The following is an 18,675-nucleotide window of genomic DNA, read 5'->3' as shown; positions in this document are numbered from 1 at the left end:
TTACTGTCAAACACGAAACGCCGGAAGGGCGCCCCGAGACGATCACGGACGAAGGGAGGGGGGTTATTGGGAGCCGGCGGCCTGTTCCACTACCCGGGCCCAGCGTTCGAGGATGGCCTGGGCGGTGTCCACGTCGTGGCCCTCGGCCCAGAGGTGGGTGACCGCCTCGGCGGGATCGGGCAGGACCAGGGCCCAGCTCCCGTCCTCCTCGACCACCCGGACGCCGTCGGTGGTGTCCAGGCGGTAGCCCTCGGCGGCCTCGACGACCGAGCGCATCACGGTGCCCTTGTGGGCCCACGGGGTGGGGACGGTCCGCTTGAGGAGCTTGGCCTCCGGGATGCGGGCGTCGATCTGGCTCAGCGACAGCCTGGTCCGGGCGACCAGGCCGAGCAGGCGGAGGAACACCGCGAGCCCGTCCACCGTGGGGGCGAACTCGGGCACGATGAAGCCGCCCCTGCCGTCGCAGGCGAAGATCATGTCTGGGTGTTTGGCGGCCGTGGTCAGCGTGTCCACGCTCGTGGCCGTCCAGTCGACCTGCACGCCGTGGAACCGGCAGACCATCTCGGCCACGCGGGTGGTCGTGACGGGCAGCGCGACCCGGCCTCCCCTGCGCTCGGCGGCCACCAGGTCGAGCACCACGAGCAGCGCCCGCTCCTCGCTGATGAGCTGGCCCATCTCGTCGACCAGCGAGACCCGCTCGCCCACCGGGTCGAACCGTACGCCGAAGGCCGCCCGGGAGGAGGCCACCAGCTCGGCGAGGCGCTGGAGGTCGCGGCGGCGCTCGGCCAGGGTCTCGGTCGGCGAGGCGTCGTCGAGCCGGTTGTTGACCGTGAGCACGTCGACCCCGGCGCGGCCCAGGAGGCTGGGCAGCACGAGCGAGGAGGTGCCCCCGGCGCAGTCGACGACGACCTTCATCTCGGCGTCCTTGATCCCGCTCATGTCGACGCAGCCGAGCAGTTCGCGGGCGTAGGTCTCGACCGCCCTGGCGGGGAAGGTCAGCTCGGCGATCTCGCCGGGGAAGGCCCGGCGGTACTCCTGGCGGGAGAACACCCGCTCCAGCTTCCGCTGGGCCGCCTGGGAGAGATCGGCGCCGGACTCGTCCATGAACACGATGTCGACGCTCTGGGGGTCGCCGGCGGTGGTGCGCAGCGCGATGCCGCCCCTGACGTTCTCCCTGGAGGTGTTGAACCGGGCGACCGGCAGGGGGGCCGCCTCGAGATCGACCACATTGATGGCGCTGGAGTTGAGCGCGCTGATCACGGCCCGCTTGAACGCCCGCGCGGCCCGGGAGGCGTCGCGCGAGGTGACCACCGTGTCGCCCTTGCTCAGGGTCGTGGCGTACGCGCTGGCCAGCCGTACGCACAGCTCGGGGGTGATCTCGACGTTGACGAGGCCGGAGACGCCGCGCGGGCCGAACAGGCTGCGCTGGCCGCGCGACTCCCAGATCACACTGGTGTTGACGACCGCGCCCGCCTCGATGGTCTTGAACGGGTAGATCTTCACGCCGGAGGAGACGTAGGCCTCCGCCTCGATGACGCACTCGTCGCCGACGACCGCGTTCTCCTCGATCCTGGCGCCGGTCATCACGTCGGTGTTCTTGCCGATCACGCAGCCCCTCAGGTGGGCGGCCGGGCCGACGTAGACGTTGTCGTGGACGACCGCGCGGTGCAGGAAGGCGCCCTCCTTGACCACGGCGTTGCTGCCGAGCACGGTGTACTCCCGCAGCTCGGCTCCGGCCTCGACCTTGGCGTAGTCACCGATGTAGAGGGGGCCCTTGAGCACGGCCTCGGGGTCGACCGAGGCTCCCTCGGCGGCCCAGACGCCCGGCGCCAGCTCGAAGGCGTCGAAATCGACCTTGACCTTGCCCTCCAGGACGTCCGCCTGGGCCTTGAGGTAGCTCTCGTGGGTGCCCACGTCCTCCCAGTAGCCGTCGGCCACGTAGCCGAACAGCCGCGCCCCCCGCTCCAGCAGCGCCGGGAAGATGTCGGACGACCAGTCCACGGACTGCCCGGGGGCGATCTCGTCGAGGACGGAGGGCTCCATGACGTAGATGCCGGTGTTGACGGTGTCCGAGAACACCTGGCCCCACGTGGGCTTCTCCAGGAAGCGCTGGATGCGGCCGTTCTCGTCCACGATGATGATCCCGAACTCGAGCGGGTTGGGGACCCGCTTGAGGCCGATGGTGACCAGCGCCCGGTTCTCCCGGTGGAACCGCAGCATGTCGGTCAGGTCGATGTCGGTGAGCGCGTCGCCGGAGATGACGAGGAAGCGGTCCTCGCGCAGTTTGTCGGCGGCGTTCTTCACACTGCCGGCCGTGCCGAGCGGGATCTCCTCGGTGGCGTAGTGGAGGCTCATGCCGAGCTCGTCGCCGTCGCCGAAGTAGTTGCGGATCAGGGCGGCCAGGAACTGCACGGTGACGACCGTCTCGGTGAAACCGTGCCGTTTCAGCAGCCGGAGCACGTGCTCCATGATCGGCCGGTTGATGATGGGAAGCAGGGGCTTTGGCTGGTTGGCGGTCATCGGCCGGAGCCGTGTCCCCTCTCCGCCCGCCATGACGACGGCCTTCACGGGTCACCCCTTCGTTAGCTGGCGCACCTGTACGACATACAACACCCCCGCCCACCAATACAGACCAGTTCCCCAGATGGCGAAAGCCCATCCGAAGATCGCGCAGATCTGGGCGTACCACCCGTGGTGGGAGGCGAGGAACAGCAGCGGGAAGGCGTACATGAGGCTCGCCGTGCCGGCCTTGCCGAGGAAGTGGACCGGGAGGGCCGGGCCGTACCCGTGGCGGCGCAGGACGGGCGGGATCCACAGGAGCAGGACGTCGCGCAGGGGCACGGCCAGCGCCAGCCACCAGGGGATGACGCCCCGCAGGACCAGCCCGGCGAGGGTGGCGAGGATGTAGAGGCGGTCGGCGAGCGGGTCGATCAGGCGGCCGAGCCTGCTGGTCTGGTCCCAGGCGCGGGCGAGCTTGCCGTCGAGCCAGTCGGTGAACCCGGCGAGCATGAGCAGGGCGATGGCCCAGCCGTCCGCCCTGGGTCCGAGCACGAGCCAGAGGAACACCGGAACGCCGAGCAGCCGGAGGAAGCTCAGCAGGTTGGGGACTGTCCAGATCCGGTCCTCGGCAGCGTTCACGCCCCAGACCCTACATGCCTCCCCGCCGCCCTCCGCGTGGCGGATCCAGGGCGTTGAACTCGGCGTCCACCAAGCCGAACCGGTGCGCCACCACGGCGGCCTGGGTGCGGTTCCGCAGGGCCAGCTTGTCCATGATCCCCGCGACGTGGCTCTTGACCGTCGTCACGCCCACGTGCAGCCGGTCGCCGATCTCGGCGTTGGACAGGCCCATCCCGACCAGGGTGAGCACCTGGACCTCCCGCTCGGTGAGGCTGCCTGGCAGCGGCACGACGGCCCGTTCGGCCGTGAGGGCCCGCTCGACCACGCGCCGCAGCACGGACGGCGCGAGCAGCGGCTCCCCCACGGCGGCCCGCCGTACGGCCTCGACCATGCGGTCCGGCGGGTCGTCCTTCACCAGGAAGCCGAGCGCCCCGGCGCGCAGGGCGGCGTAGAGGTTCGCGTCCTCGGAGAACGTGGTGAGCACGACGATCCGCGCGGCGGGGTCGAGGGCGAGGATCCGGCGGGTGGCCTCCAGCCCGTCGACCCGGGGCATCCGCAGGTCCATCAGCAGCACGTCGGGGCGGTGCCTTCCGGCCAGCCGTACGGCCTCGGCCCCGTCGGCGGCCTCCCCGCACACCTCCATGTCCCCGGCGGCCTCCAGCATCATCCGGACCCCGGCGCGGACGAGCGCCTGGTCGTCGGCGACCACGACCCGGATCACGCGGTCCTCCCCGGGGCCGTCCAACGGCATTCGGGATCGGCGGCCGGCTGCCGGTCGGGCAGTGGCAGAGAGGCGGCCAGCCGCCAGCCGCCGTCCTCCACGGGCCCGGCGCTGAGGCGGCCGCCGAGGGCCCGGGCGCGCTCCCGCATGCCCGCGATGCCCTGACCGGTGGAGGGCAGCGTCTCCTCCGGCCGGGCGGAGCCGGGGCCGTTGCGGACCTCCACTGTCATCGCGTCCCTCTCCATGCCCACGGTGATCTCGGCCCGCGCGCCGGGACCGGCGTGCTTGAGCACGTTCGTCAACCCCTCCTGGACGATCCTGGCCGCGGACGCCCGCACGACGAGCGGCGCGGCGGCCGCCTCGGCGGCGAGGCGGAGGTCCACCCGCAGGCCCGCGGCGGCCATCCGGGCGGCGGCGTCGCGCATCACGTCGCCGGGATCCGCCAGGACGACCTCCGCCCGCGCCGCCTCGTCCCACACGGGGTCGCGCAGCACGGTGAGCAGGCCGCGCAGGTCTTCGAGGACCCGGTGGCCCGTCTCCCTGATGTCGGTCAGCGCCTCGGCCGCCGGTCCCGTCGCCCCCGCGTACTGGGCCGCGCTCGCCCGCAGCACCATCGCGCCGACGTGGTGGGCCACGATGTCGTGGACCTCGCGGGCGATCCGCTCCCGCTCGGCGAGCCGGTCGGCGCGCAGCCGCTCGACGGCGAGCTCCCCGGCCTGCCGCGCCCCCGCCTGGCGCGCCCGGACGTACCGGCCGATCGCGACGGGAGCGGTGACGATCGCCATGAGCGCGACCACCCGGAAGAACGTGATCTCGGTGCCGTCGCCGACGGTCGCGATGGCGGTGACGGAGCAGGTCAGGGCATATCCCGCGGCGACCCACGACCAGCTCGCGCGGGTGGCGAACACGCCCAGCGTCACCAGGGCGAGGAGCTGGAGGCTGCTCTCGGTCCGGGGGGCGAACTGGTCGGCCACGACCAGCGTGAGGCTCTGCAGCAGGAGCACCGCGCCGGGGAGGCGGCGGACCACGCCGAGGGCGAGCCCGGCCAGCACGACCCCCAGGCCGACGGCCCAGACGGGGAGCGCCCCGCTGTCCCAGAACGGCCAGGTGCCGAGGACGGCGCACGCGACCCCGCCCCCGGCCAGCAGGAGATCGAGCAGCGGCGCGGAGTCCGCGGGAACGCGGTTCTCCCGGCTCCGCAGGTAACGGCCGACCATCACGGGGAAGGCGATCAGGCCGACCGAGTAGAACCAGGCGTTGCTGGTGAAGGCGATGCCCGGGTCGGCCAGGTTGATCGCCGTCGCGACGGCGGCGAGCACCGCCACGGGCGCCGTCCAGCGCAGGTCTCGCGTGCGGGCCAGGACGCCCACGGAGATGGGCAGCAGGATCTGCGCGGTGTTGGCGGTGAACGCGCCGAGCTGGTCGCAGACCACGAGCAGTCCGGCCAGATAGAGGCCGACCGGCCCCGGCCGGCGGCGCAGCAGGCCCATGGGGAGGCCGGCGAGGAGCGAGAAGAGCGCGGCGATCCAGACCGGCGCCGAGGGCCCGCCCCAGGATCCCCACGTGACGAGCACGTCCAGGACGACCCCGGATACCGCCAGGAGAACGTCCCACGCCGCGCCACGCCACCGCATGAACGAACGGTATCCGGCGCGCGGTCGCACCTCGTTCATCCAGAGGGAGGAGGACGCCTCCTCCTTCTGGCCGCTCGTCGCGTCTCCTTCTGGCCGCCCGCCGGGCACTTTGTGGCCGCTCGGGGCGGGCCTTGTGGCCGCCGGGACGGGCCGGAGGGCGGGCGGTCACCCGAGGCCGGCGGCCCTAGCTTCGGGCCATGGCCAACGAATCAGCGCTCTTCTTCGGGCAGTTCCTGCGTTCACCCGCCGTGACGGGGGCGATCGCGCCGAGCTCGCGGCGGCTGTCGTCCGCGGTGTGCGTGCCGGTGCCGGAACGCGGCGACCCGGTGGTGGTCGAGCTCGGCCCCGGGACGGGCCCGTTCACCGCCGAGATCCAGCGGCGGCTCGGCGGCCGGGGCCGCCATCTCGCCGTCGAGATCAACCAGCGCCTCGCCGGCCACCTCGCCGCCGCCCATCCCGGCGTCGAGATCGTCGTCGGCGACGCCGCGCGGCTCCCCCGGCTGCTGGCGGACCGGCGCCTCCCGGCGGCCGACGTGATCGTGAGCGGGCTCCCCTGGGCGGCGTTCTCCCCGGCCCACCAGTCCTCGCTTCTGGCGGCGGTCGTCGAGGCGCTCGACCCCAATGGGGCGTTCACCACGTTCTCGTACGTCCACGCGCGGCCGCTGCCGCCCGCGCTGCGGTTCCGCCGGGGGCTGGCGGACGCGTTCGAGGAGGTCGTCCCGGGGCGTACGGTGTGGCGCAACCTGCCCCCGGCCTTCGTCTACCACGCGAGACGGCCACGCCGCTGAGGCCGGGTCTCACGGAGTGATCTCGAATCCGCCAAAAAGCCGAACTCCGTTCTAGTATTGCCACGCCACCAGGAATGGAGACCGCCATGGACTTCTCGCTGCCCGAGAGCGCGCAGGCCGTACAACGGGGAATCGCCGACATCTGCTCCCGTTACGGCATGGACTACTGGGAGCGGTGTGAGACGGAGAAGCGCTGGCCCGAGGAGGTCTGGGCGGAGCTCGCCAAGGGCGGCTGGCTCGGCCTCGCCGTGCCCGAGGTGTACGGCGGAGCGGGGCAGGGCCTGCTGGAGCTCGCGGTGGCGACGGAGACGCTGGCGGCGTCGGGCTCGGCGGGCGGCTCCGCCTTCACGTACGTGCTGACGCCCGGTTTCGGCGCGATGACCCTGGCCAGGCACGGCACCGCCGCGCAGAAGGCCGAGCTGCTGCCGAAGCTCGCGACCGGCGAGATCGAGACGTGTTTCGCCCTGACCGAGCCGGACGCCGGGTCCAACTCCCTGGCGATCTCCACCTTCGCCCGGCAGGACGGCGGCGAGTTCGTCGTCAACGGCCAGAAGATCTGGATCACGGGCGTCCAGCGGGCCACGTGGATGCTGCTCGTCACGCGCACCATCCCGGCCGCCGACGCCAGGCCGCGGGCGAACGGCATGACGGTGTTCCTGGTCAACGTGCCCGAGGCCGTCGCGGCGGGGCAGCTCTCCTACCGCCCGATCCCCAAGATGGGCGCGAACACGACCCCGTCCAACATGGTCTTCATCGACAAGCTGCGCGTGCCCGCCGAGAACGTGGTGGGCGAGCTGCACGGGGGCGCGGTCGTGCTGTGGGACATCCTCAACCCCGAGCGGATCCTCCTCGGGGCGAGCGCTCTCGGCGGGGCCGAGGTCGCCCTGCGGGTCGGCGTGAACTACGCCAAGGAACGGGAGGTGTTCGGGCGGCCCATCGGGTCGAACCAGGCCATCGCGTTCCCGCTGGCGCAGGTGAAGGCCAAGATCGAGCTGGCCCGGCTGATGCTCTACAAGGCCGCCTGGGCGTTCGACAACCGGCTGCCCTGCGGGACCGAGGCCAACATCGCCAAGCTGACCGCGTCGCAGGCGGCGTGGGAGGCGGCCGACGCGGCCTTCCAGACCCACGGCGGCATGGCGTACTCGCTGGAGTATCCGGTGGCCCGGCTGCTCACGGACGCCCGCATCGGCAAGATCGCCCCCGTGACGGAGGAGCTGCTGCTGAACTACCTCGCCACCCAGGTCCTCGGCCTGCCGCGCAGCTTCTGACCATCGCGGCGCACTCCCGGCACCTGTGCATGATCACGCCGGAGAATCAGGGGCGGGAGGCGTCGATCAGGGCTTCGAGCAGGCGGTTGTCCGTGCCCCGCTCCGGGTGCCACTGGACGCCGACCGCGAACCGGTGGCCCTGGAGCTCGATCCCCTCGACGATCTGGTCGTCGGCCCACGCCACGGCGAGCAGGTTGGTGCCGAGCCGCTTGACGGCCTGGTGGTGCGCCCCCGTGACCTCCGCCCGGTCGCCGATCGCCTTGCCCAGCTTGCTCGACACGCTCACGGTGACCACATGCTTGGCCGTCTCGTGCCGCTCGTGGGCGACCACCTCGGGGAGCCAGGGGATCAGCGTGCCGCCCTGGGCGATGTTGAGCATGTGCATCCCACGTGAGATGGCGAGGATCGGCACGTTCGCCTCGACGGCCGCGCGGGTGAGGGCCAGCTCGAAGCGGTCGCGGTGGCCCTGCGGCTCCTCCACCCGGCTCTCGGCGGCCTCGCCGTACAGCGACGGGTCGATCTCGACGCCGCCCGCGAGGATGAGCCCGTCGAGGCCCCGCACGTAGTCGCCGGCTGACACCGGGCTCATCGGCGGCAGGAGGACCGGGGCGCCGCCCGCCTTCTCGACCGCCCGCGCGTACCCCTGCGGGGAGATGACCGCCTCGCGGACCCAGACGCCCCACCGGGCGGCCTCCAGGTAGGTGGTGATGCCAACGATCGGACGTGCCATGCGGTCTCCCGGAGTCTTCCTTATCGGCTCGCCCCAATCATGGCGTAAGCGTTTTCTCTTTTGTCACGTATCTCACCTATCACTTCCGCCATCATGACCATGATCGATCACTTAAAATTACGAAGCAATCACTATCCGTGCACCTTCGCACCACCTTGTGAAGAATCGGTTGTGACGCCCGACTGCGAGTGAAAGACTCCCGAATGAGCGATCGGTTGAGCCGGGGCCGCCGCCGCTCGTCACCCGGAGCCGTCAGGGAGGTGGATCGACAAGACCGGAGCACACTTCCGGTCCCTAGGGTGGGACACAGCAGATGACGCTTAATCCGCGCCTCGTCAAAGAGAGCTTCTCCGTCGTCGAACCCGTCGCGGAGAAGGCCGCGGCGTACTTCTACGGGCGGCTGTTCGCGGAGAACCCGCAGCTGCGGGCGATGTTTCCGCCCGCGATGGACGTTCAGCGCGACCGCCTCTTCAGCGCGCTCACGAGGATCGTCTGGATGCTCGACAGCCCCGGAGGGCTGGCGGGGTACCTCGCGCAACTCGGGCGCGACCATCGAAAGTACGGCGTGGCCGTCGAGCACTACTCGGCCGTCGGCAAGGCCCTGCTCTCCACGATCAAGCACTTCGCCGCCGAGGTCTGGACGGACGAGATCGAGGCCGCCTGGACCACGGCGTACGGCATGGCCGCCGATCTCATGATCGAGGCGGCCGCGGCGGACGCGGGCGTCTCTCCCCCGTGGTGGCTCGGCGAGGTCGTCGACCACGACCGCCGGACCCGCGACATCGCGGTCATCACCGTACGGCCGACGCAGCGGTTGGAATTCACGCCCGGCCAGTACGTCACCGTGCAGACCGCCCGCTGGCCCCGGGTGTGGCGGACGTTCTCGATCGCCAACGCCCCCCGGGACGACAACACCCTGCGCCTGCACGTGCGGGCCGTCTCCGGCGGCTGGGTGAGCTCCGCGCTCGTCCAGCACACCCGGATCGGTGACCAGGTCCTGCTCGGCCCGCCCGTGGGCACCATGGTGCCGGTCGACTCGGGCAGGGACGTGCTCTGCGTGGCCGGGGGCACCGGCCTCGCCCCGCTGAAGGCCATCATCGAGCACGTCATCGCGTCCGGCCGCCGCCCCCACATCCACCTGCTCTTCGGCGTACGGCACGCGTCGGAGCTGTACGACATCCACGACCTCGTCCGGATGGAGTCGTCCTTCCCCTGGCTGCGGGTGCTGCCGGTGGTCTCCGACGAGCCGGCCTACGACGGGATGCGCGGCAGGCTGCCCGACGTGGTGGAGCGCTTCCACTCGTGGGCCGAGCACGACGTGTACGTCTGCGGCCCGGCCGCCATGGTGAACGAGACCGTACGCCGCCTGCAGGCGTCCGGCGTCCCGCTCTGCCGGATCCATCGCGACACCGTCCAGGACGAACCCTAGCCGCGTGCCGGATCCCCGCGCGGGATCGGCCTGCCCCTGGCACGATGGGCGGGAGGCACACGAGGGGGTCGCCATGGAAGCGCTGCTCGCGATCGGGACGAGGAAAGGACTGTTCCTCGCGCGCTCCTCCGGCGGCGGGCCGTTCGAGGTCGACCCCGTATGCGTGGCGGTGCTCTGAGTGGCCAGGCCGATCACGCTGGTCACGTTCGTCCTGCCGAGCACGCTCCGGCACTGGGTCGGCGACCAGGCCGAGGTCAGGGTCTTCGCCGTGGCCGCGTCCGAGGAGGAGATCCCGACTCTGGGCGCCGCCCTCGACACGCTCCGCCGTACGCACCCGTCGCTGGAGGAGCGGCTGCGCGACGAGTACGGCCACATCCGGCGGCACATCAGCATGTTCGTCTGCGGGGAGAACGCCCGGCAGTTCGGCGGCCTGTCCTGCGCACTCCCTCCCGGCGCCGAGATCTACGTCCTCCCCGCTCTCTGCTGACCGGTGGGCGCGTTCGCCCGCTACGGCACCATCGCCATTCTCAGTGCAGGACGTCGAGCTGTTCCGCGGTGTGAGGCACGACCGCGTCCATGCGCCCGGTGAGGATCTTCTCCGCCCATTCCGGGTCGGCGAGGAGGGCGCGACCCACGGAGACAAGATCGAACTCGTCCCCTTCGAGTCGGTCCAGCAGCTTCTCGATGCCGGCGACCCGAGCTTGCTTCCCGTCTTCCAGCGTCGCGATGACATCTTCGCTGAGACCCACGGAACCGACGGTGATGGCCGGCTTCCCGGTGAGTTTCTTCGCCCACCCCGCCAGATTGAGGTCGGAGCCGTCGAACTCCGGTCGCCAGTAACGCCGGGTGGAGGCGTGGAAGACGTCCACACCGGCCTCCACGAGCGGCGTCAAGATGGCTTCGAGTTCCTCAGGGGTCTCGGCGAGCCTGGCGTCATAGTGGTCCGCCTTCCACTGCGAGAAGCGGAACAGGATCGGGAAGTCACGGGCGACGGCCTTGCGGCAGGCGGCTACGATCTCAGCGGCGAAACGGGCTCTGGAGGCCAGGTCCCCGCCGTACCGGTCGCTACGGCGGTTGGTGTACTCCCAGAGGAACTGGTCGATCAGGTAGCCGTGGCCGGCGTGTAGTTCGATGCCGTCGAAGCCGAGACCCTCGGCAGTGCCGGCGGCGTCGGCGTAGGCGGCGACCACCGCGTCCACGTCGTCCTGGGTCATCGCCTGGCCCGATCGGCTGCCGTCCAGGCCGATTCCGGAAGGGCCCATCGGGGCGGCTTCGGGGAACGGCGGGGCACCGGGGGCACGGACCATGCCGACGTGCCAGAGCTGGGGAATGATTTTCGCGCCCGCGCGGTGGACTTCCGCCGCCACATGCGCCCAGCCCGCCAGGGCTTCCTCCCCGTGAAATCGCGGCACCCGGTCGCTGTCACCCGCCGAGGGGTGGTCGATGTAGGTGCCCTCGGTAATGATCAGGCCCACTCCACCGGCAGCCCGGCGCGCGTAGTACTGCGCCACATCGGCACGAGGGACACCGTCCGGCGAGAATTCACGAGTCATCGGCGACATGACGATGCGGTTCGCCACGGTGAGGCTGCCAACGGTCATGGGGCGGCGGAGGATCCGGCTTGCGCGGAGGGCGGCACTGGAGGAAGACATGGGGGACTCCATATTCGTCACTGAGTGGTGTTCTCCGCACCTCGTCCGACCTGCGGTGACACGAGGAGTGCGGTGGCATCACTAAGCTAAAAGCTGACGTTGACGTCAGAGGCAAGTGATGTGACAGGAGTCACTGAGGAGGCGTTGATGCGCATCGGTGAACTGGCCGCCCGTGCGAGTGTGAGCGTGCGGGCACTGCGCTACTACGAAGAACAGAACCTGCTCACCGCGGAACGCAGCCCCAGCGGTCAGCGGCACTATCCGGACAGCGCGGTCGACCGCGTTCAGCTGATTCAGCAGCTGTACGCCGCGGGACTGACGAGCAGGACGATTGTGGACCTGTTGCCGTCTTTCGAGACGGGTGAAGTGTGGGCGACAACGCTCGATCGGCTGTCGGCCGAGCAGAAACGCGTCAACCGGAAAATCGGCGAGCTGCTGGGCATCCGCGACAGACTCGACGTCATCATCACCAAGGCCACCGAAGCCAAGATCGCGGGGCGATCCTGTCGCGATTAGGCGTTTTGCTGCCCATGAGGCCGTAAGAACATGCCGCCTCGGTCACTCCGGAACGGAGAGCTCCTTCTCGAAGGGGTGCGGTCCCATCGCCCCGGGGTAGGCGGTGACGTCGAACAGCGGCCGGTAACCCGCTCGGATGTAGAGGGCGACGGCCTCCGGCTGCCGGGGGCCGGTCGTGAGGTAGACCCGCCGGTAGCCGCGCCGTACGGCCTCGTTCTCCAGCTCCCGCACGACCAGCTCGCCGAGCCCGCGGCGCCGGTGGCCGGGGTGGGTCCAGATCCGCTTGAGCTCGGCCGTCACTTCGTCGTACCGCCGGAACGCGCCGCCGGCGATGGTCTCGCCGTTCTCCACCAGGATCAGGAACGCCCCGTCCGGCGGCGCGAAGTCGGAGTCCGGGAAGCGGGTCAGCTCGTTGTTGGCCCCATAGCGGGTCTCGTACTCGAAGGCGAGGCCGTCGAGCAGCGGCTGGACCTCCGGATCTCCGACCGCGACCGGGCGGACCTGAAACGTGTGTTCGATCGTCATCCGGCGGCAATTTCCCTAAAGCCTACTAATTTCGTCGGGTAATCTATCAGACCTTCCGCCAGCCGGGGATCCAGGCGCCGTCCTCGACCACGTAGTCGCCGAACAGCGCCGGAGCCTCCTCCTTCATCAGCTCGCCGATGCGCTGGAACACCAGGCGGATCTCCTCCTCCGCGCCGACGGCCGTACGCGCCTCGATCGTGTGCCGGAGCGTGCGGACGTTGGCCGTCCAGACCAGGCCGGTCGCGAGCCCTTCGGGAGCGAAGCGGCGCATGAAGGACGTGCGGTGCTTTTTCTCCGCGAACGGCACGCCCTCCTCGTCGAGCCCGAAGTGGTCCGCCATCCAGGTCTGGAACTCCTCGAGCTGGTCGAGGACGGCCGACGCCCGCTTCATCAGCTCGGCGTCCTCCTGGGCCCACTCCGGAAACCAGAACGGGATCTCCGACAGCCGGACGAAGCGGAGCGACTCCTGCGAGATGGCCACGCCCGGGCGGTGCCGTACGAGCTCGTGGGTGAAGACCCGGGACACGTTGTGCAGCACGAAGCTGAAGCTCATGTGCTCCAGGACCGAGCCGTGCGCGCTCGCGAGGATGTTGCGCAGGTAGTCGTTCTGGTCGGCCCGGATGCGGGTCACGTTGGGGTTCAGCCCCGGCTCGAAGGAGCGGTAGCACAGCCTCCCGGCGAACTCGGCCAGATTCTGCGCGTCGAAGTCCCCGCGCTCCAGCCGGTCCAGCCAGCTCTCCCCTCCGATCTCCCGCAGGTAGCGCGCGAGCTCGTCGTAGTCCAGCTCGGGCCTGGCGACGAGGAAGACCTCGGGTTCGACGCTGCGCATGGTGATAGATCCCCGTTATCGATTACGACGTGACGGGTCCAAGCAAACCAGGTTCGGAGGGGTGATCAGAACCCGGCCACCGGGAAACAGCCGGGGGCTCAGGTGATGTCGCGGCGGACCGTCGTGGCGGAGGCCACGAGCGCGAAGATCACCCCGTAGGCCACGAGGGCCAGTGCGCCCGCCCACGGGGCGAGCAGGTGGGGCCTGCCGAGCCCGGTGTCCACGTCGACGCTGATCAGCGCCTGCGCCGCCCCACCCGGGAGCCACCTGCCCACGGGCTGAAGCGCGGGGATCGCGATCAGGATGTTCTCGATCACGTAGGACCACACCACCGCGCCGACGATGCCCGCGATCTGGTTGCGGACCAGCGCCCCCAGGCCGATGCCGAACAGCGCGTACAGCGCCAGGGCCGCGACGATGCCCAGGCTGATCCGCGGGATGTGCGAGGCTCCGGGTGAGAACTCGCCACCGGAGATCAGGACCGTGGGAATCACCGTGAAGGCCTCGAACACCAGCACCGCGACGCCGAACAGCAGGCCCACGAGCAGGCCGCCGATCAGCTTGGCGACGATGACGCGCCCCCGGCTCGGCGTGGTCAGGAACGTCCCGGTGATCGTCTGATAGCGATACTCGGCGGTCATCATGACGACGCCGAGGATCATCACGAAGATCGCGCCCACCGACCCCGCGGACCAGGCGATCTGCGCCCACTCCACGGTGTCCCGCTTGGGGAGCCCGGGCGCCCCGTTCTGGCTCACCCCGGCGAACCCGATCAGGAACCCCAGTTGCACCCCGACCAGCAGGATCATGACCAGGAGCATGATCCACCACAGCCGGGTGGTGAACAGTTTCCGCAGCTCCGCCTTGACGAGCCCGATCATCGCCCCTCCGTCAGCTCGAGAAAGACCTTCTGGAGGTCGGACCGCTCCTGGGTGACCTCGGTCAGCACCACCCGCTGGTCGAGCGCGACCTGCCCGACCGCCTCGGCGTCGAGGCCGTGCACGCGGAGCAGGCCGTCCTCGACCCGCTCGACCGTCGCGCCCGCCGCCTCCAGGGCCGGGGCCAGCTCGGCCGACTTCGCCGTGCGGACCCGGACGGCCGTGTCGCCGTTCGTGGTGAGCTCGGCCAGGGTGCCCTGCCGTACGAGCCGGCCCTTGGCGATGATGACCACGTTGTCGACGGTCTGCTCGACCTCCGGCAGCACGTGGCTGGAGACCAGCACCGCCGCGCCCTGGTCGTGCGCCAGGTGGCGGAGGAAGCCGCGCAGCCACTCGATCCCGGCGGGGTCGAGGCCGTTGGCGGGCTCGTCGAGGATGTAGACCTTCGGGCGGCCGAGCAGCGCGGACGCGAGGGCGAGACGTTGCCGCATGCCGAGCGAGAAGCCCAGCACCCGCTTGTCCGCGGCCTCCGCCAGGCCCACCTGTTCCAGCGCCTCGTCGGCCCGCTGGACGGGGAGCCCCGCGGCGGTGCACAGGATCCGCAGATGGTTGCGGGCCGTGCGGCCGGGGTGGAAGCTCGTGGCTTCGAGCACGGCCCCGACCTCGGTGACGGGCTGGGGCAGCGTGGTGTAGCGCCTGCCGCCGACCAGGGCCTCCCCCGAGTCGGGTGCGACCAGGCCGAGCAGGCAGCGCAGTGTGGTGGTCTTCCCGGCTCCGTTGGGCCCCAGGTAACCGGTGACGGAGCCTGCCTCCACGGTGAAGGACACGCCGTCGACGGCCTTGAGCGCGCCGAATGATTTCGTCAGATTACGGATCTCTATGGCACTCATCGCGCCGATTATCGCGCCCGGGAGGGGTCGGTTCCTCCTCTTCAGGGATGATCCGTCCCCGGCCCTTCGGCAAGTAGCCGTTGACCGGCCCGTACCAGAGATTTTCAGAGAGTTCAGAGGCGGTAGACGCGCCTGGCGTTGCCGGACCCGATCATGTGGGCGATCCGGGCCGCGTCGGCCGGGGACCACTCGCCCTCGCCCAGCCGGTCGGCGAGCACGCGGGCGAGGCCGCGCCGGTGGTAGACCGCGCCGAGCAGGCACAGCTCGCCGACGCCGTAGCAGTCGGAGCTGAACATCTGCTTGTGGAAGGGGACGAGCTCCAGCAGCTCCCGGAGGACCGAGACCGAGCCCGCCGCCGTGTAGGTGAGCGCCAGCCCCACGTCCACGTAGACGTGCGGGAACACGTTCGCCAGGTAGGCCGCCTGCCGGTGGTACGGGTAGCAGTGCAGCAGGATCACCGGCACCCCCGACGGTGCCACCGCCCGGATGAACCCGGTCAGGAGAGCGGGGTCGGAGCGGTGCAGGTCGAGGTCGGTGTCACCGTAGCCGCAGTGGAACTGCAGCGGCAGGCTCCGCTCCCTCGCGACGTCGATCGCGGTCCAGAGCAGGTGGCGCACGAGCACCGGGTCGGTCAGGCGCTCCTTGGGCTCGGCCAGCCGCCTGCCCGCCGCCGCGATCACCGCGCCTCGCGAGGGGCGGGACGGGTCGAAGCCGAGCCCGCACCGGTAGGCGGCGATCGATTTCAGCCCGGCCGCGCGGGCGGCCCTGGCCGCCAGCTCCTCGCGCAGCGTCCCGGCGTAGTCGACGGCCGGCATCCCGGCCTCGGCGACCTCCTGCTCGACCTGCTCCAGCCGGACGATCTCGTCGGCCGCCGCGCCGCCCAGCCTGCCCATCTCGGCCGCCGACAGCAGCTCGGGGCTCTCCAGGCCGGTGTCCACGAGGAAGGCGGCGATCCCGGCCGCGCGGAGCAGCCGCCGGTTCACCTCCGCCGCGCCGAGCTCGGCCCGGCGGGACAGGTACACGGCCGGGGGCACGTGCGGTTCGAGGTCGAGGACCGGCGCGCACCAGCGCCGGATCGCCACACCGACGGGCGTGTCGAAGTGCGTGGTGCCGGGGGGCGCCGGCGTGCCCGCCTCGGTGATCAGCATCTCGAACTCCGACCGGGACAGATCGTCGCGCCGCACGCCGTGGCAGTGGTGGTCGACCATCGGCGCGAGGAGCGCGGCGCGGACGGCGTCCGGCAGCGACGGTGACACGAGCACGTCGTCCAGTCTGGTCTCCGGCACGGGAGTGGACTCTACGGCTCCCATGCCGGCCCGGTACGGCTTTCGCCGCCGTCTTTACCCAGGGGCTTTGCCGAGGGGCTTTGCCGAGGGCGGAGACGGCGGCTCTACTTCGAGCAGAGGCGCAGGACGTTGGCGATGATGCGCGCTCCGGCGCCGCCCTCGGTGGTGAGGATCGACTCGGGGTGGAACTGCACCCCGAAGCGCCTGTTCTCCACGTCCTCGATCGCCATCGCCGCGCCGTCCGGGGTCTGCGCGGTGACCGCGAAGCCGCGCACGCCCGGCTCCTTGGCGTGCAGCGAGTGGTAGCGGGCCGCGACGAACTCCTCCGGCAGCCCCTCCAGGAGCGCGCTGTCGCCCTTGCGGTGCACCCGGCCGCGCTTGCCGTGCTCGGGGTACGGCAGTAGCTCCAGCGTGCCGCCCGCCTGCTCGACCATGGCCTGGAGGCCGAGGCAGACGCCGAAGACGGGCAGCTTCCGCGCGTACAGCGCTTCGACCAGCGCCGAGCAGCCGAAGTCGGACGGCCAGCCGGGGCCGGGCGAGAGCACGACGAGCGTCGGCGCGATCTCCTCGATCATCTCCAGCGGGAACCCGTGCCGGAGCGTCACCACGGAGGCGCCCTGCTGGCGGAAGTAGTCGGCCAGCGTGTTGACGAAGGAGTCCTCGTGGTCGACGAGCAGGACCGTGTGGCCGTCGCCGGGTCTGTCGGCGGCCCGCTCGGCCGCGGCCTCGGCGCTCGGGCGGCCGACCGCGGCGAGGGCGCCGAGCAGCGCGCTGGCCTTGAGCTCGGTCTCCCGCTCCTCGGCCTCCGGGTCGGAGTCGAACAGCAGCGTCGCGCCGGCCCTCACCATGGCGACGCCGTCGCGGATCTGCGCGGTCCGCAGGGTCAGGCCCGTGTTCATGGAGCCGTCGAAGCCGATGAAGCCGACGGCTCCGCCGTACCAGCGGCGGGTGGTCTCCTCGTGGTCCTCGATGAACTGCATGGCCCACGCCTTCGGCGCGCCGGTGACAGTGACGGCCCACATGTGGGTGAGGAAGGCGTCGAGCGCGTCGAACTCGGGACGGAGGCGCCCCTCGATGTGATCGACCGTGTGGATCAGCCGGGAGTACATCTCGATCTGGCGGCGGCCGATGACCTGCACGCTTCCGGGGACGCAGATCCGCGACTTGTCGTTGCGGTCCACGTCGGTGCACATCGTGAGCTCGGACTCCTCCTTGACGCTGGACAGGAGGGTCCGGATGGCCTCGGCGTCCTCGACCGGGTTGGCGCCACGGGCGATCGTGCCGGAGATCGGGCAGGTCTCGACCCGGTCGCCGGTCACCCGGACGTACATCTCGGGGGACGCGCCGACGAGGTGCTCGCCGTCGCCCAGGTTGAGCAGGAACTCGTACGGCGCCGGGTTGCTCGTCCGCAGGGACCGGTAGAAGGCGGAGGGATCGGTGCAGGAGGAGTGGAAGACCTGGCCGGGGACGACCTCGAACAGGTCGCCGCGCTTGAACTTCTCCTTGGCCTTGGCGACGACCTCGGCGTACGTCCCCCTCGCCGGATTCTCCGGGATCTCGGCCGGCGTGGTGAGGGGGACGCTCTCGCCCGTCCGCTCCATGCCGGCGGTGGAGACGCCGTCCACGGTGAACTCGTAGAGGTACTCCACGCTGGTCTCGCGGACCCGGTCGATCACGACGAGCCGGTCGGGCAGGTGGAGGACGAGGTCGCGCTGGTCGTCCGGGCGGGCCAGCCGGTAGCGGATCGGCTCGAACTGGAAGGCGAGGTCGTAACCGAACGCGCCGTAGAGGCCGAGGTGCGGGTCGTCGCCGCGGAAGGCGGCGATCACCTCGCGGATCGCGGTGAAGACGGTGGGCCGGCGGCTGCGCATCTCCTCCGGCAGGAGGTCCTCCGACTCGGGGATGTGGACCTCGACGTGGCCGGGGGTCGGCTCGGCGACCGGCTTCCCGGCGGCGAGCAGGCAGGACGCGATGACCGGGAGGACCACGCGGCCACGCTCGTTGAGCGCGCGGGCCGAGATCCGCCGGCCCCTGGCGACGATCTCCACGCACGGATCGACGTAGCCGAACGCCCAGCGGCTGTAACGGCCCGGATAGTCCATTCCGGAAGAGAAGGCCCCGCCCCGGCGCTCGGTCAGCGCCGTGACGATCTCTTCGAGCGCCGCCTCGGGCACCTCACGCACGCCGCGCTCGACGGCGACGCCGCCGGCGGTGGTATATCCGCTGATCTCCACTGTCTCGCCCCTCAAGTCGTATGCCCCGGGGGCGGACATACAGAAGGCCGCCTCTCGGGGCGGCCAGTCACTGTGCTCGCGAATGCGAAAACCACGCCGCCTGCTAGCGGCGCCACCACTGAAGGCGCGTAGGAGTTCGCATGCCAGCAAGGGTAGCGGCCCTGACCACGATCATGCA

Annotated in this window: 18 protein-coding genes; 6 read left to right on the top strand and 12 right to left on the bottom strand. The window is 70.9% G+C overall.

Annotated elements, in window-relative coordinates:
* Positions 1-63: 63 nt before the first annotated feature.
* Genes ABH927_RS00220 through ABH927_RS00205 form a run of 4 tightly spaced genes read right to left on the bottom strand, consistent with a single transcriptional unit; the run spans position 64 to position 5,472 of the window.
* A complete protein-coding gene (locus tag ABH927_RS00220) occupies positions 64-2,568 on the bottom strand; it encodes a sugar phosphate nucleotidyltransferase (protein ID WP_370017342.1) in 2,505 nt (834 codons plus the stop codon).
* Between the two features lie 3 nt (positions 2,569-2,571).
* Positions 2,572-3,138: a CDP-alcohol phosphatidyltransferase family protein gene (locus ABH927_RS00215; RefSeq protein WP_370017341.1), complete on the bottom strand. Its 567-nt coding sequence runs from the start codon at positions 3,136-3,138 to the stop codon at positions 2,572-2,574.
* 10 nt (positions 3,139-3,148) lie between these two features.
* Positions 3,149-3,838, bottom strand: coding sequence for a response regulator (locus tag ABH927_RS00210; RefSeq protein WP_370017340.1), 690 nt, complete (start codon positions 3,836-3,838; stop codon positions 3,149-3,151).
* Complete coding sequence (locus ABH927_RS00205; RefSeq protein WP_370017339.1) at positions 3,835-5,472, bottom strand: sensor histidine kinase; 1,638 nt, start codon at positions 5,470-5,472, stop codon at positions 3,835-3,837. The genes ABH927_RS00210 and ABH927_RS00205 overlap by 4 nt, the downstream gene beginning before the upstream one ends.
* Before the next feature lie 197 nt (positions 5,473-5,669).
* Between ABH927_RS00205 and ABH927_RS00200 the strand changes: the two genes are divergently transcribed.
* Both ABH927_RS00200 and ABH927_RS00195 read left to right on the top strand, forming a co-directional pair.
* A complete protein-coding gene (locus tag ABH927_RS00200) occupies positions 5,670-6,260 on the top strand; it encodes a class I SAM-dependent methyltransferase (RefSeq protein WP_370017338.1) in 591 nt (196 codons plus the stop codon).
* A gap of 86 nt (positions 6,261-6,346) precedes the next feature.
* The gene (locus tag ABH927_RS00195; protein ID WP_370017337.1) at positions 6,347-7,528 is read left to right on the top strand and encodes an acyl-CoA dehydrogenase family protein; all 1,182 of its coding nucleotides are present in this window, start codon (positions 6,347-6,349) and stop codon (positions 7,526-7,528) included.
* A gap of 46 nt (positions 7,529-7,574) precedes the next feature.
* Here ABH927_RS00195 and ABH927_RS00190 read toward each other — a convergent pair whose 3' ends face one another.
* On the bottom strand, positions 7,575-8,258 hold the full coding sequence (locus ABH927_RS00190) for a gamma-glutamyl-gamma-aminobutyrate hydrolase family protein (RefSeq protein WP_370017336.1): 684 nt from the start codon (positions 8,256-8,258) through the stop codon (positions 7,575-7,577).
* A 313-nt stretch (positions 8,259-8,571) separates the two neighbouring features.
* Here ABH927_RS00190 and ABH927_RS00185 point away from each other — a divergent pair, with 313 nt between their 5' ends.
* From ABH927_RS00185 to ABH927_RS00175, 3 genes are read left to right on the top strand one after another with little or no spacing between them, the layout of a single operon-like run.
* A complete protein-coding gene (locus tag ABH927_RS00185) occupies positions 8,572-9,687 on the top strand; it encodes a globin domain-containing protein (protein ID WP_370017335.1) in 1,116 nt (371 codons plus the stop codon).
* Positions 9,688-9,691: 4 nt separating this feature from the next.
* Positions 9,692-9,865 carry a hypothetical protein gene (locus ABH927_RS00180; protein WP_370017334.1) on the top strand — a complete coding sequence of 58 codons (174 nt, stop codon included), beginning with the start codon at positions 9,692-9,694 and terminating at the stop codon, positions 9,863-9,865.
* Positions 9,866-10,174, top strand: a complete 309-nt coding sequence (locus ABH927_RS00175; RefSeq protein WP_370017333.1) for a hypothetical protein — start codon at positions 9,866-9,868, stop codon at positions 10,172-10,174. It begins immediately after the preceding gene.
* Positions 10,175-10,214: 40 nt separating this feature from the next.
* Here the strand turns inward: ABH927_RS00175 and ABH927_RS00170 are convergent, their stop codons facing one another.
* Positions 10,215-11,288, bottom strand: a complete 1,074-nt coding sequence (locus tag ABH927_RS00170; protein ID WP_370017332.1) for an NADH:flavin oxidoreductase — start codon at positions 11,286-11,288, stop codon at positions 10,215-10,217.
* Positions 11,289-11,486: 198 nt separating this feature from the next.
* Here ABH927_RS00170 and ABH927_RS00165 point away from each other — a divergent pair, with 198 nt between their 5' ends.
* Positions 11,487-11,855, top strand: coding sequence for a MerR family transcriptional regulator (locus ABH927_RS00165; RefSeq protein WP_370017331.1), 369 nt, complete (start codon positions 11,487-11,489; stop codon positions 11,853-11,855).
* 42 nt (positions 11,856-11,897) lie between these two features.
* On the opposite strand, the gene ABH927_RS00160 is transcribed toward ABH927_RS00165, so the two are convergent.
* The 6 genes from ABH927_RS00160 to ABH927_RS00135 form a co-directional block, all read right to left on the bottom strand.
* Positions 11,898-12,380 (bottom strand): GNAT family N-acetyltransferase, encoded by a 483-nt coding sequence (locus tag ABH927_RS00160; RefSeq protein ID WP_370017330.1) that lies wholly within the window; start codon positions 12,378-12,380, stop codon positions 11,898-11,900.
* A 46-nt stretch (positions 12,381-12,426) separates the two neighbouring features.
* Positions 12,427-13,209, bottom strand: a complete 783-nt coding sequence (thyX, locus tag ABH927_RS00155; protein ID WP_370017329.1) for an FAD-dependent thymidylate synthase — start codon at positions 13,207-13,209, stop codon at positions 12,427-12,429.
* A gap of 98 nt (positions 13,210-13,307) precedes the next feature.
* Entirely contained in the window at positions 13,308-14,090 is a 783-nt protein-coding gene (locus tag ABH927_RS00150; RefSeq protein WP_370017328.1) for an ABC transporter permease, read from the bottom strand.
* Positions 14,087-14,977 carry an ABC transporter ATP-binding protein gene (locus tag ABH927_RS00145; protein ID WP_370017327.1) on the bottom strand — a complete coding sequence of 297 codons (891 nt, stop codon included), beginning with the start codon at positions 14,975-14,977 and terminating at the stop codon, positions 14,087-14,089. The genes ABH927_RS00150 and ABH927_RS00145 overlap by 4 nt, the downstream gene beginning before the upstream one ends.
* Before the next feature lie 113 nt (positions 14,978-15,090).
* Positions 15,091-16,263, bottom strand: a complete 1,173-nt coding sequence (locus tag ABH927_RS00140) for an amidohydrolase family protein (RefSeq protein WP_370017326.1) — start codon at positions 16,261-16,263, stop codon at positions 15,091-15,093.
* 104 nt (positions 16,264-16,367) lie between these two features.
* Entirely contained in the window at positions 16,368-18,497 is a 2,130-nt protein-coding gene (locus tag ABH927_RS00135) for an anthranilate synthase component I (protein WP_370017826.1), read from the bottom strand.
* Positions 18,498-18,675 lie beyond the last annotated feature (178 nt).

Origin of the sequence: Planotetraspora sp. GP83, assembly GCF_041262585.1 — a bacterium.
In the GTDB taxonomy this organism is placed as follows: domain Bacteria; phylum Actinomycetota; class Actinomycetes; order Streptosporangiales; family Streptosporangiaceae; genus JAOEGB01.
This window is presented reverse-complemented; position numbering and strand designations above follow the sequence as displayed.

Excerpts from the sequence above, each read along its gene's own strand:
- ABH927_RS00205 (WP_370017339.1), bottom strand. The coding sequence starts at position 5,472 with ATGCGGTGGCGTGGCGCGGCGTGGGACGTTCTCCTGGCGGTATCCGGG.
- ABH927_RS00150 (WP_370017328.1), bottom strand. The coding sequence starts at position 14,090 with ATGATCGGGCTCGTCAAGGCGGAGCTGCGGAAACTGTTCACCACCCGG.
- ABH927_RS00200 (WP_370017338.1), top strand. The coding sequence starts at position 5,670 with ATGGCCAACGAATCAGCGCTCTTCTTCGGGCAGTTCCTGCGTTCACCC.
- ABH927_RS00195 (WP_370017337.1), top strand. The coding sequence starts at position 6,347 with ATGGACTTCTCGCTGCCCGAGAGCGCGCAGGCCGTACAACGGGGAATC.
- ABH927_RS00170 (WP_370017332.1), bottom strand. The coding sequence starts at position 11,288 with ATGACCGTTGGCAGCCTCACCGTGGCGAACCGCATCGTCATGTCGCCG.
- thyX (WP_370017329.1), bottom strand. The coding sequence starts at position 13,209 with ATGCGCAGCGTCGAACCCGAGGTCTTCCTCGTCGCCAGGCCCGAGCTG.
- ABH927_RS00165 (WP_370017331.1), top strand. The coding sequence starts at position 11,487 with ATGCGCATCGGTGAACTGGCCGCCCGTGCGAGTGTGAGCGTGCGGGCA.
- ABH927_RS00190 (WP_370017336.1), bottom strand. The coding sequence starts at position 8,258 with ATGGCACGTCCGATCGTTGGCATCACCACCTACCTGGAGGCCGCCCGG.
- ABH927_RS00145 (WP_370017327.1), bottom strand. The coding sequence starts at position 14,977 with ATGAGTGCCATAGAGATCCGTAATCTGACGAAATCATTCGGCGCGCTC.
- ABH927_RS00185 (WP_370017335.1), top strand. The coding sequence starts at position 8,572 with ATGACGCTTAATCCGCGCCTCGTCAAAGAGAGCTTCTCCGTCGTCGAA.
- ABH927_RS00160 (WP_370017330.1), bottom strand. The coding sequence starts at position 12,380 with ATGACGATCGAACACACGTTTCAGGTCCGCCCGGTCGCGGTCGGAGAT.